This is a genomic window from Cellulosimicrobium sp. KWT-B, from assembly GCF_002127155.1.
GTDB classification, from domain to species: Bacteria; Actinomycetota; Actinomycetes; order Actinomycetales; family Cellulomonadaceae; genus Cellulosimicrobium; species Cellulosimicrobium funkei.
Genome location: NZ_NEDO01000001.1, coordinates 337,991 through 349,749 on the forward strand (window position 1 = coordinate 337,991; position 11,759 = coordinate 349,749).

Annotated in this window: 9 protein-coding genes and 3 tRNA genes; 3 read left to right on the forward strand and 9 right to left on the reverse strand. The window is 73.6% G+C overall.

The genetic code is table 11. The annotated features are described in order from the left end of the window. Positions 1–28: 28 nt before the first annotated feature. The 4 genes from rpmG to B9L22_RS01550 all read right to left on the reverse strand — a co-directional run bounded on the left by rpmG (position 29) and on the right by B9L22_RS01550 (position 744). The gene (rpmG, locus tag B9L22_RS19880; RefSeq protein WP_021482899.1) at positions 29–199 is read right to left on the reverse strand and encodes a 50S ribosomal protein L33; all 171 of its coding nucleotides are present in this window, start codon (positions 197–199) and stop codon (positions 29–31) included. Between the two features lie 86 nt (positions 200–285). Continuing rightward, a tRNA-Met gene (locus tag B9L22_RS01540) sits at positions 286–362 on the reverse strand. A gap of 61 nt (positions 363–423) precedes the next feature. Beyond that, positions 424–496, reverse strand: a tRNA-Thr gene (locus tag B9L22_RS01545). 166 nt (positions 497–662) lie between these two features. Then, positions 663–744 (reverse strand) — tRNA-Tyr (locus B9L22_RS01550). Between the two features lie 130 nt (positions 745–874). Between B9L22_RS01550 and rarD the strand changes: the two genes are divergently transcribed. The 3 genes from rarD to B9L22_RS01565 are packed head-to-tail and all read left to right on the forward strand — an operon-like array spanning position 875 to position 3,444. Further along, positions 875–1,912, forward strand: coding sequence for an EamA family transporter RarD (gene rarD / locus B9L22_RS01555; RefSeq protein ID WP_086148977.1), 1,038 nt, complete (start codon positions 875–877; stop codon positions 1,910–1,912). Between the two features lie 56 nt (positions 1,913–1,968). Then, positions 1,969–2,463 (forward strand): YajQ family cyclic di-GMP-binding protein, encoded by a 495-nt coding sequence (locus B9L22_RS01560; protein ID WP_086148978.1) that lies wholly within the window; start codon positions 1,969–1,971, stop codon positions 2,461–2,463. Between the two features lie 6 nt (positions 2,464–2,469). Continuing rightward, positions 2,470–3,444 (forward strand): HAD family hydrolase, encoded by a 975-nt coding sequence (locus B9L22_RS01565; RefSeq protein WP_086148979.1) that lies wholly within the window; start codon positions 2,470–2,472, stop codon positions 3,442–3,444. A gap of 44 nt (positions 3,445–3,488) precedes the next feature. Here the strand turns inward: B9L22_RS01565 and htpX are convergent, their stop codons facing one another. The 5 genes from htpX to B9L22_RS01590 all read right to left on the reverse strand — a co-directional run bounded on the left by htpX (position 3,489) and on the right by B9L22_RS01590 (position 11,717). After that, positions 3,489–4,373 (reverse strand): zinc metalloprotease HtpX, encoded by an 885-nt coding sequence (gene htpX, locus B9L22_RS01570; protein ID WP_086148980.1) that lies wholly within the window; start codon positions 4,371–4,373, stop codon positions 3,489–3,491. A gap of 232 nt (positions 4,374–4,605) precedes the next feature. After that, positions 4,606–6,018, reverse strand: coding sequence for an FAD-dependent oxidoreductase (locus tag B9L22_RS01575; RefSeq protein WP_034653179.1), 1,413 nt, complete (start codon positions 6,016–6,018; stop codon positions 4,606–4,608). A gap of 216 nt (positions 6,019–6,234) precedes the next feature. Next, positions 6,235–6,708, reverse strand: coding sequence for an LpqN/LpqT family lipoprotein (locus B9L22_RS01580; RefSeq protein WP_051876672.1), 474 nt, complete (start codon positions 6,706–6,708; stop codon positions 6,235–6,237). A gap of 131 nt (positions 6,709–6,839) precedes the next feature. Further along, on the reverse strand, positions 6,840–7,112 hold the full coding sequence (locus tag B9L22_RS01585; protein WP_021482523.1) for a WXG100 family type VII secretion target: 273 nt from the start codon (positions 7,110–7,112) through the stop codon (positions 6,840–6,842). 135 nt (positions 7,113–7,247) lie between these two features. Next, positions 7,248–11,717 carry an FtsK/SpoIIIE domain-containing protein gene (locus B9L22_RS01590; RefSeq protein WP_086148981.1) on the reverse strand — a complete coding sequence of 1,490 codons (4,470 nt, stop codon included), beginning with the start codon at positions 11,715–11,717 and terminating at the stop codon, positions 7,248–7,250. Positions 11,718–11,759: the final 42 nt, after the last annotated feature.

An 11,759-nucleotide genomic window follows, 5' to 3' on the forward strand; every position in this document is an offset into this window, starting at 1 on the left:
TGCGGGTCGCGGGTGCGGAGCCGGAGGCTCAGCGGGTCTCGCGGTGCGCGGTGTGCTTGCCGCAGCGCGGGCAGAACTTCGCGAGCTCCAGGCGGTCCGGGTCGTTGCGACGGTTCTTCTTCGTGATGTAGTTGCGCTCCTTGCAGTCCACGCAGGCCAGCGTGATCTTGGGGCGAACGTCAGCGCTCTTGCTTGCCACGGTAGTGAGCCACCTCTCGCGCCTCCGGAGGGCGCATGTGCTGTGCAGGTCGCACGACGCCGGCCGCCGTACGAGGTTGTCGAAAGTGGTAGCGGAGGCGGGGATCGAACCCGCGACCTCACGATTATGAGTCGTGCGCTCTAACCATCTGAGCTACCCCGCCGCGTGACTGAACGCGAGGTCGCCTTGCAGTATTCCAGCAAGACGACCCCGCGTCACCACAGAGCCCCGAAAGGGAATCGAACCCTTGACCTTCTCCTTACCATGGAGACGCTCTGCCGACTGAGCTATCGGGGCAGCGCGGAAAACTCTACACGGAACATGGCGCCGAGAGAAATCGGCGTCGTTCCGCCGTTTCCGGGCCGTCGGACCGTGCCCGGCGACGCGCTCGCGGGGCACGCCCCACGCACCGGACCGGCACGACGACGGGGCGCCACCCGTGGGTGACGCCCCGTCGCTCCGGTGGCAGGTGAGGGATTCGAACCCCCGAAGGCTGAGCCGTCTGATTTACAGTCAGATCCCTTTGGCCGCTCGGGCAACCTGCCGTGTGGAGTTGTCGCTCGCCGGTGGTCGCTGCACCAGGTGCAGCCCCTGCCGTGCGGGCGAGCCAACGATACAGCCCGAGCGGACCAGGTGCGAAATCCGCGTGTGGGCGCCCCTCCGTACAGTGGTGCGGTGACCCACCCCTCCCCCGCGCCGGACCACCTCCCCGGCACCGGGACGCCCGCGCCCCCCGACGCCCCGTCCGTCCCCGCCGCACCGTCCGACGCCGCGGCACCCGCGCCGTCGGGCACGGGCCGCGGCGCACCCGCCCCGACGGACCGCTGGGGCTTGCTGCTCGGTGCCGGCGCGTTCTTCCTCTGGGGCGCGATGCCCCTGTACTTCCCGCTCCTGGAGCCGGCCGCACCGCTCGAGATCATCGCCCACCGCGTCGTGTGGAGCCTGCTCTTCTGCCTCGTGCTGCTCGCCGCGACGCGCCAGCTCGGGGGCTTCGTCACCGCCCTCCGGTCGCCCCGCACGCTCGGGACGCTCGCCGTCGCCGCCGTCCTCATCGTGACGAACTGGACGGTCTACGTGTACGGCGTCCTCTCCGGCCACGTGCTGGACGCCGCGCTCGGGTACTTCATCAACCCGCTCGTCACCGTGCTCCTCGCCGTGGCCGTCCTGCGCGAGCGGCTGCGGCCGGCGCAGTGGGTCGCGGTCGGCGTCGGCGCGGCCGCCGTCGTCGTCATCAGCACCGGTGCCGGCGGCCTGCCGTGGATCGCGCTCGTCCTCGCCGGCTCGTTCGGCCTCTACGGCCTGGTGAAGAACCGTGTGGGCCGCACCGTCGAGGCGCTCCCGGGGCTCGCCGTCGAGACGGCGGTGCTCACGCCCGTCGCGCTCGTCTACCTCGGGTGGCTGGGCGCCACGGGCGCCGGCACGTTCGGCACCGAGGGCGTCGGGCACGCGCTGCTGCTCGCCTCCGCGGGGATCGTCACGGCCCTGCCGCTGCTGCTGTTCAGCGCGGCAGCCCGGCGGCTGCCGCTGAGCGTCGTCGGCCTCCTGCAGTACCTGGGCCCGGCGCTGCAGTTCCTGTTCGGCCTGCTCGTGTTCCACGAGCCCATGTCGCCGACCCGGTGGGCGGGCTTCGGGCTCGTCTGGCTCGCGCTCGTCGTGCTGTCGGTCGACGGTCTGCGCACCGCCCGGGCGACGCGCCTCGCGGCCCGTCGCTGAGCACGCTCGACTACGGTGGGACCCAGCACCGTTCCCGGCCCGAGAGAGGACCACCCATGGCCGACTCGTCGTTCGACATCGTCAGCAAGGTCGACCGCCAGGAGGTCGACAACGCGCTGAACCAGGCCGCCAAGGAGGTCTCGCAGCGCTACGACTTCCGCAACATCGGCGCGTCGATCGCCTGGAGCGGCGAGACCATCGTCATGGTCGCCAACTCGGCCGAGCGCGTGCTCGCGATCCTCGACGTGTTCGAGACCAAGCTCATCAAGCGCGGCATCTCGCTCAAGTCCCTCGACACGGGCGACAAGGAGCCCAAGGCGTCGGGCAAGGAGTACCGCCTCGTCGCGACCCTCAAGGAGGGCCTGTCGAGCGAGAACGCGAAGAAGATCACCAAGATCATCCGCGACGAGGGCCCCAAGGCCGTGAAGACCCAGATCACGGGCGACGAGGTGCGCGTGACGAGCAAGTCGCGCGACGACCTCCAGACCGTCATCGCGCTGCTCAAGGGCGCCGACCTCGACGTCGCGCTGCAGTTCGTCAACTACCGGTAGCTCGCCATGACCCTGCCCGACGGCGGCCCGCGCCCGGTCGCGCCGGGCCGTCCCGACGCGTCGTCGAGCGGGCTCCCGCGCGTCGTCGCGACGGACCTCGACGGCACGCTCCTGCGCTCCGACGGCACCGTCTCGGAGCGCACCCGCTCCGCCCTGCGCGCGGCCGAGCACGCGGGCGTCGAGGTGGTGTTCGTCACCGCCCGGCCGCCGCGCTGGCTCGGCGCGCTGGCCGACGTCGTGGGCGGGCACGGGCACGTCATCTGCCTCGGCGGGGCCGCCGTCTGGGACCTCGCGACCGCGAGCCCGCTCGACGTGGTCGGGTTCGCGGACGACGACGCGGCAGCGCTCGTCGCGGACCTGCGCACCGCCGTCCCGGGTATCGCCCTCGCGTTCGAGCGCGTCGACGGCCCCACGTTCGACCCGGGCTTCCGCTCCACGCCGGACGACGACGCCGACGTCGTCGCCGTGGTCGAGACGACGCTCGACCACGGCGCCGCGCCGGGCGGCGCGACGCGGCAGCCCGTCGGCAAGATCCTCGCGCGCGACCCCGCCGTGCCCGTCGAGGACTCCCCCGCGACGCAGCCGGTCGTCGTCGCGGACGGCCAGACGACGGCGCAGGAGACGTTCTTCGCGCGCGTGCGCGCCGCCGTCGGGGACCGCGCCCACCTCGCCTACTCCGGCGCGGCGGGGCTCGCCGAGCTGCTCGCCCCCACGGTCACCAAGGACGCCGCGCTCGCGCGCTGGTGCGCGCGCCTCGGCGTCGAGCCGCGCGACGTCTGGGCGTGCGGCGACATGCCGAACGACCTGCCGATGCTGCGCTGGGCGGGGCGCTCGTTCGCCGTCGCGAACGCGCACCCCGACGTGCTCGCGGCGGCGACCGACCGCACGGGCTCGAACGACGACGACGGCGTCGCGCGCGTCCTGCTCGACGCCGTGGAGGCCCTGCGCCACGCACCCGGGAGGACGTCGACGGCCCGCTGAGCGCGGCCACCGGGCTCCAGGCCCCGCACTCCGGGGCGCGCCGGTCAGTGGTACGTGATGCCGCCGTAGCCCGGGCCGTGTCCGGCCATCGCCTCGAGACGCTTGACGCGCTCCGCCATCGGCGGGTGGGTCGCGAACATCTTGCCGACGCCCGCGCCCCGGAACGGGTTGGCGATCATGAGGTGCGAGACGTCGACGAGGTCGCGGTTCTGCGGCAGCGGGGCGCGCTGCGTCCCGGCGTCGAGCTTGCGCAGCGCGGACGCGAGCGCGAGGGGGTCGCCGGTGAGCTTCGCGCCGTCCTCGTCCGCGTCGTACTCGCGCGTGCGCGAGATCGCGAGCTGCACGAGCATCGCCGCGATCGGCGCGAGGACCACCATGGCGATCGCCGCGAGCGGGTTGCCGCCGCGGTCGCGATCCCCGCCGAAGATCAGCAGGAACTGCGCGAGCGACGTGATGACCCCGGCGAGCGCGCCCGCGACCGACGACGTGAGGATGTCGCGGTTGTACACGTGCATGAGCTCGTGCCCGAGGACGCCGCGCAGCTCGCGCTCGTCGAGGAGGCGCAGGATGCCCTCGGTGCAGCACACGGCCGCGTTCTTCGGGTTGCGACCCGTCGCGAACGCGTTGGGCGCCTGGGTGGGCGAGACGTACAGGCGCGGCATCGGCTGGCGCGCCTCGGTCGAGAGCTCGCGCACGATCCGGTACATGGCGGGCTGCTCGAGCTCGCTCACCGGGCGCGCGTGCATCGCGCGGATGGCGATCTTGTCGGAGTTCCAGTAGCCGTAGAACGTCGTGACGAGGCCGATGCCGACGAACACCCACAGCAGGTTCGCGCGCGCGCCGAACAGGGCCCACAGGCCCAGGACGATGGCCCACATGACGCCGAACAGGCCTGCCGTCTTGAGACCGTTGAAGTGCTGACGCCCCACGCTGTGCTCCCTTCCGCGCCCCGGGCCCGCCCGCGCGGTGTGCCGGGCGCCCGACGGGCGCCGACCCTGCCGACGCCCACCTGGATGAACGCCCGAGGCGACCGTCCCGTTCCCGGGCGGGGCGACGGCGTCGGGCACCCGCGGCGAGGGAGGCCCCGGACCACCCCCGGGACGACGACGGCGCCCCACCCGGTGCGGGTGGGGCGCCGTCGGGCGTGCGGCCGGGGCCGGGTCAGCCGGCCTGCGACTGGCCGCGCGCGACGCGGATCATGTCCTCGCGCGGCACGACCTTGATGCGCTCGCGTCCGTGCGGCTCGCCGAGCGAGCGCTCGTAGGCGTCCAGGAGCTCCCAGCCCGACCACTCGATCGGGTCGACGCCGCGCTCGCGCAGGAAGTCCAGGACGGCCTCGGGCTCGCCGAGCGGTGCGACGCGGCCCGCCGTGAGGTCGGCCGCCGCGACGTCGCCGCCGTCGCCCGCGCCCGTGACGTCCTCGACGAGGTGCCGGACGGTCTCGGACGCGTCGGACTTCGTGTGCCCGATGAGGCCCACGGGACCGCGCTTGATCCAGCCCGTCGCGTAGACGCCGGGGAGGTGCTCGCCGTCGATGTCGACGACGCGGCCCTCGCGGTTGGGGATGACGCCCTTGAGCTCGTCGAAGGGGATCTCCGGGAGCGGCGAGCCGAAGTAGCCGACCGCGCGGTACACGGCCTGGACGGGCCACTCGTGGAACTCGCCCGTGCCGGACACCGTGCCGTCGCCGTTGAGGCGCGTGCGCTCGGTCCGCAGCGCCTCGACCTTGCCGTCGCCGAGGACGGCCGACGGCGCGTGGAGGAAGTGCAGGTGCAGGCGGCGCGACGCCGTGTTCTCGCTCGGGTCCTTGAGGGTCCAGTCGGTGAGGGTCTTGACGACCTGCTTCGTCTGGTTCGAGGAGCTGATGGCGGCCATCGAGCCCTCGTCGAACTCGAAGTCCTCCGGGTAGACGATGACGTCGACGTCCGGGACGTGGCCCAGCTCGCGCAGCTCGAGCGGCGAGAACTTGGCCTGCGCCGGGCCGCGGCGGGCGAAGACGTGCACGTCGGTGACCGGCGACGCCTTGAGCGCCTCGTAGACGTTCTGCGGGACCTCGGTCGGCAGCAGGTCGTCCGCGTGCTTGGCGAGCACGCGCGCCACGTCGAGCGCGACGTTGCCGGCACCGAGGACCGCGACCTGCTGGGCCTCGAGCGGCCACGTGCGCGGGACGTCGGGGTGGCCGTCGTACCAGGACACGAAGTCCGCCGCGCCGTAGGAGCCCGGGAGGTCGATGCCCTCGATGGGGAGCGCCGCGTCGCGGATCGAGCCGGTCGAGAAGATCACCGCGTCGTAGTACTGGCGCAGGTCGTCCAGCTTGAGGTCGACGCCGTAGTCCACGTTCGCGAGCAGGCGGATGTCGCCGCGGCTCAGCACCTTGTGGAGCGCGACGATGATCTGCTTGATGCGCGGGTGGTCCGGCGCGACGCCGTAGCGCACGAGGCCGAACGGCGCGGGCAGGCGCTCGAACAGGTCGATGCTCACGTCGAGGTCGGTCTTGGACAGGATGTCCGCGGCGTAGATCCCGGCGGGACCAGCGCCGACGATCGCGACGCGCAGTGGACGGATGCTGCTCACAGGACAGGGCGCCTTCCGGTCGAGGACGGGGGTCTCTCCCGCGCGGCCGACGGGCCGTTCCGCGTCGACCGGTGGGTACCGGCCGCAGGAGACCTCTCGATTGTACGACTGGGGTGAGGGTTGCCTCACTCGGGCCCTCTCCTCCGTGACCAGCCTGACACCGGTCTCGCCTGCTGGATACCCCGTCTTGCGGTCCGGGCGAATGTAACGCCGGGGTCAGCGGTCGACGCGGAGGCTCTCCTGGACCGCGCGGATCTCCGCCGCGGCCCACGGGTGCTGGGTCAGCGTGCACGTCCCCGTCGTCTGCACGAGGTCGGCCACGGGGCCGCGCGGGACCACGACCGTGCGCACCGCCTGCACGAGGACCGTGCCCCCGCCCCCCTTGAACGACGCCTCCAGCCAGCGCCCCGGCAGGCCGTCGACGTCCACCTCGCCGCCGTCGAGCTCGCGCAGTCGCGGCATCGGCCGGAGCTTGCGGAGCACCTCGGCGTGCGCGTCGTCGAGCGTCTGCTCCGCCCGGATCCGCGACACCGTGACGATGACGTTCGGGTTGAACTCCCCCGGGTCGACCTCGCGGCCGAGCGCGAGCGGCAGGCCCACGTGCGGGAGCGGGACCCACCTCTCCGGCGCGACCACGCGCACCCCGACGGGCGCGGGGAAGTCGTCGCTCGGGTAGCGCAGCTCGGTCATGCGTCAGGTCCTCTCGTCGGGGGTGGGCGCCACCGGGCGCGTCAGCAGTCTCGCACCCGAGCCCGGGCGCGCGTACGCCGAGGGCGCGGGACCCTCTCGGGGTCCCGCGCCCTCGGCGGAGCTCAGCCGGATCAGCTGTTCGAAGCCTGCTCCTGCTGCTGCGCGTTCTGCGTGGCCTTCTGGCCCGCGTCCGTCAGCGTCTGCGCGACGTTGTTCAGCTGCGTCTGCGCGGCCGGCCAGTCGCTGCCCTTGAACTGCTGGGCGTCGGGGCCCTCCCACGGCACGCTCTGGATCTGGGAGTTCAGGTTCTGCATCGTCGTCCGGATCTCGTCCGCCTTCTGCTGCAGCGTCTGACCGAGCCCACGGAGCTCCTCGACGTTCGCGCCCCACATGCCACCAGCCATGGTGTTCTCCTTCTGTGTCTCGACCCCCACCCTGCGTGGACGTCGTCCCGTTGTCGATGGCAGTACTCAACCATCGGCCCACGAGCGCCGTCGATGGGGAGGTGTCCCCATGAGGTGCCCGTGGTCGTCACGTCGCTACCGCGGGAGCGCGACGTGCAGCTTGCGCGCCCTGCCCGAGACCACGAGGAAACCGCGTCCCGGCGGGAAGTCCGCGCGGCGGATGCGGCCCAGCCCCGTCCCGAGCAGCGTGTCGCCGTCGAGGTCGCCGGGCGTCAGGAGCAGGCCGGTGCGGCCCGCCTTGAACGGCTGCGCGATCGCCCACGCCTGGCCCCACGTCGAGGACTCCGCCTCGCCCACGACGAGCTGCTCGGCCCGCGTGGCGGCCCGCACGAACGCGACGAGCGGCTGCTCGGCCGGGGTGCCGGTGAACTCGGTCACCGACTCGACCAGCACCGTGAGCGTGCCCGGGCGCAGCGACCCGCCCTCGATCGCCTGGGTGAGCGTCTCGAGGAGCGTCACGACCTCCTCGGGCGACGTCGCGACGGTGTCCCACGCGTCGAGCGCCGAGATGCTCGTGCGGCGCGGCGAGAGGTACACGACCCGGCCCGCGCGCGCCCGGCGCACGGCCTGCGCGATGGTGACGAGCGCCGTCGTGCGGCCGCCCCCGGGAGGGCCGGAGAGCATGAACGTGCCGCGCGCGGGGAGCCCCACGGGCGCGATGTCGAGGTCGTCGAGGCCGATCGTCGGGCGCCCGCCCGTGACCTCGGGCAGCGACTCGAGCGCGAAGCCGTCCGGCAGCCGCTCGACGCCCGGCGCCTGCGGGATGCCGAGGCGCGTCATCGCGTCGCGGAGCTTGCCGAGCTCGCGCGCCTGGAGCGCGACGTTCGGGTCGCCGCCGAGCACCGCGACCTGGACCTCGTTCTCGTCGAGGACGCCGCGCCCGGGCGGGGACGTCAGCGACAGCACGTCCTTCGGGACGCCGAGCGTCAGGTAGTCGTCCTCGCTCGCGAGGCGCAGCACGAGCCGCTTCTGGATCGTCGAGCCGAGCGACGTCGGGACGGACGCCGCGCGGTCGCCCGCGACGACGACGTGGACGCCGACCTGGCGCCCGTCGGTCGCGACGGCCGTGAACGCGCCCCACACGGGGAACGCGTGCGCGGGCCGGAACTCGTACGACTCGCGGAACGCGCCGATGCCGTCGACCAGCAGCAGGATGCGCGGCTCGTCGGGCGCGCCGGCGAGCCGGCGGTACTCGTCGAGGCTGCCCGCGCGGACGGCGGCGTAGCGGGCGGACCGCTCGTCGACGAGGTCGCGCAGGGTGCGCAGCAGGCGCTGGACGCGCTCCTCGTCGTCGCCCGAGATGACGGCGCCGACGTGCGGCAGGTCCTCGAGCATCCGCAGGCCGCTCGCGCCCGCGTCGATCGCGTACACCTGGACGGGGCCGCCGCGCGCGGTGATGGCGGCCGAGACCGCGATCGTCCGCAGCGTCGCGCTCTTGCCCGAGCCGCCCGTGCCGTAGATCGCCATGTTGCCGTCGCGGTCGGGCTCGTAGAACACCGTCGGCTGGGCCTGGGACTTCGGGTCGTCCTCCACGCCGAGCAGCAGCATGGTGTCGGTGCGGGGGTTGGGCAGGCGCGCGAGGTCGTACGTCGGCGCGAGCTCGGCGAGCCACGGCTTGCGCGGCATCGGGACGGCGGCCTCGGTCGCGGCCCGCGAGATCGTCGCGACGACGCGCGCGATGTCGTTGGGGCCCGGGTCGGTGACCTCCTCGACCTCGGGCTCCGGGAGCTCCCAGCGCACGCCGGTGCCGAACGACATCTCCTGGACGTCGATCCGGGAGCGCTCGGGGCGCGACGTCGTCCAGCCGCCGGCGTAGCCGGTCTGGAACGGGGTGATCCGGCCGGGGCCGGTCTTCACGGCGCCGCGGCCCGGGATCGACGGGTCGAAGTGCGCGGCCATGGGGATGCCGAGGATGTCCGTCGAGTCGTCCTCGTCGGCCATGCGCAGCGCGACGCGCAGGTTCGTGTTGGCGCGCAGGTTGTCCTTGATGACGCCCGCGGGACGCTGCGTGGCGAGGATGAGGTGCAGCCCGAGGGACCGGCCGCGCTGGGCGACGTCCACGACGCCGTCCACGAACTCGGGGACCTCGTTGACCAGGGCCGCGAACTCGTCGACGACGATGAGCAGGCTCGGCGGCGCGTCCGGGTCGCCCGTGCGCTCGAGGGACGCGAGGTCCTTGGCCTTCTTCCGGTTGAGCAGGTGCTCGCGGTAGCGCAGCTCGGCCCGCAGCGACGTGAGCGCGCGGCGCACGAGGTGGGGCGAGAGGTCCGTGACGAGCCCGACGGTGTGCGGCAGGTTCACGCAGTCCGCGAACGCGGCGCCGCCCTTGTAGTCGACGAAGAGGAACGTCACGCGGTCCGGGCTGTGCGCCGCGGCCATGCCGAGCACCCAGGACTGGAGGAACTCGGACTTGCCCGCGCCCGTCGTCCCGCCCACGAGCGCGTGCGGGCCCTGCGTGCGCAGGTCGAGGTAGAGCGGCTCGGTGCCCGAGTGGCCGACGAGCCCGCGCAGGTTGGTCGGCGCCGAGCGCCGCACCGGCGGGGAGCCGTCGCGCGGCGTGAGCGACCCGTTCTCGCGCCACGCGTCGATGAGCCGGCTCGGATCCTCCGCGAGCGCCGTGCCCGCGAGCGCGAGGTAGGAGACCGAGCGCGGGAGGTCGGAGTCGTCGTCGACGGGCGCGCCGACGTCGACCACCGGGGCCAGGATGCGCGCTACCTCGTGCGCCGTCGCGAGGTCCACCGTCTCGCACGCGACGGGGAAGGTCAGGCGCCCGACCCGGACCTCGCCGCTCGTCGCGCCGGCGGAGCCGCCCGGGGTGTCGACGGTGTCCACGAGCACGAACGTGCGGCACGCGGCCGGGAGCTGCTCGACGGACGGCGCGACCCACACGACGTGCACGCCCGCGTCCGCGCCGCGCTCGACGAGGCGCGTGAGGCGCGAGCGGTCGACCGGGGCGTCGTCCTCGACGAGCACGACGACGGTCGGCAGGACCGGCTTGGGGGTGTCCTCCCCCTCCTCGGGGTCGATCGGCCCGCGCAGCTCGGCGTGCGTGCCGAGGTCGGCGCCGCGCAGCTCGACGAGGTCCTCGAGCCGGGACAGGAGCGACTGCGCGGCCCCCGGGTTGTCGGCGAGGTGCTCGCCGCCCAGCGGGCTGTGGGCCGACCCGGTGTGCGGGAGCCACTCGAGCCACTCCCAGTCCGCGCGCGAGCGCTGCGACGTCACGGCCGCGAGCACGAGCTCCGACGGCGAGTGCAGGCCCGCGAGCTGGACCAGCACGCCGCGCGCGACGGCGTCGACCGCGGCGCCCGCCCCCGCGACCCCGAGCGCGCCGTCGGTCCGCAGGCGCGCGACGACCGGGACGCCGGAGATCGTGGCGCACTGCGCGTGCAGCTTCTCGAGCTCGTTCCAGTACTCCGGCAGCGTGTTGTTCTCGTTCGGCTGCTCGAGCTGCGTGCGCGCGGGCGCGGAGCCGAGACCGATCCGGACGGAGAGGAACGCGTCGTGCTCCGGGCGGTGCGTCCACAGCAGGCCGCCGAGGCGCCGCACCGCGTCGACCGTGTCGGCCACCGAGGGCGCCTCGGACAGCCGCACCGCGCGCTCGACCGCGTGCGTGCGGTCGATCGTGTCGCGCATCGCGACGACGGCAGCCTCGAACTGCTCGCGCTGCGCCTTGAGCTTGCGCCGCGCCTGCACCTTCTGGTCGAGGTAGTTGCCGAGCATGAGGATCGGGCTGAGCCCGATGAAGACGATCGACAGGACGTTGCGCGTGACGGAGTAGAGGATCACGCCCATGAGGAGCGGCGCGACCATCGCGAGGTAGGGGAACCGCTGCGGCTCGGGCGGCTGCGGCGGCTTGGGCGCGCGCAGCTTGCGCTCGCCGAAGCGGGCCACGACGCGCGGGGACCGGTTGAACTCCACGACGGGGCTCGTCGGCGCGAGGCTCGTCGTGCGGTGCAGCGCGACGACCGAGACCACGGTCGAGCCGATCGTCACGGTGTCCGCGGACGTGAGCGTCGAGCGCAGCATGCGCTGACCGCCCATGACCAGGCCGTTCGCGGAGTTCGTGTCCGTGATCTCGATCGTCTCGCCGACCGTGATGCGCGCGTGCCGCTTCGACACCTGCGGGTCGCTCAGGCGGATGTCCATGTTGCGGTCGCGCCCGAGGTAGCTCGTGCCGACGGGCAGCGAGAACTCGCGCCCCGCGTCGGGGCCCTCCAGCACGCGCAGCACGGCGACCGCGGCCCCGCGGTCCTGCCCGGGCGAGTCGAACTGCTCGGAGACCCGCACGATCGAGACGGTCGACCCCGAGCGCAGGCCCGCCTCGACGAGGTCGCTCGTCGGCGACAGCACGCGGCCCTGGCCGCTGCCCGACGGCGACGTCCCGACCTGCAGCGTGAGCCGGTCCGGGACGGCGGTGCCCGCGCGCGTCGGGTCGCCCGCGAACAGCGCCTCGGCGACGTCGCGCACCGACGCCGTCGCGTCGGCCGTGACGGCGACGTTCGTCGTGCTGGCGTCGGGGCGGTGCAGCGTGAGCTTGATTCGCACGGGAGTTCCTCGTTCGGGTCCGGGTGGTCAGCGGCGGACGGC

What these genes read in the sequence shown, in the direction of transcription:
- B9L22_RS01560 (WP_086148978.1), top strand. Translation starts at nt 1,969, where the DNA reads ATGGCCGACTCGTCGTTCGACATCGTCAGCAAGGTCGACCGCCAGGAG.
- B9L22_RS01580 (WP_051876672.1), bottom strand. Translation starts at nt 6,708, where the DNA reads ATGACCGAGCTGCGCTACCCGAGCGACGACTTCCCCGCGCCCGTCGGG.
- B9L22_RS01585 (WP_021482523.1), bottom strand. Translation starts at nt 7,112, where the DNA reads ATGGCTGGTGGCATGTGGGGCGCGAACGTCGAGGAGCTCCGTGGGCTC.
- B9L22_RS01565 (WP_086148979.1), top strand. Translation starts at nt 2,470, where the DNA reads ATGACCCTGCCCGACGGCGGCCCGCGCCCGGTCGCGCCGGGCCGTCCC.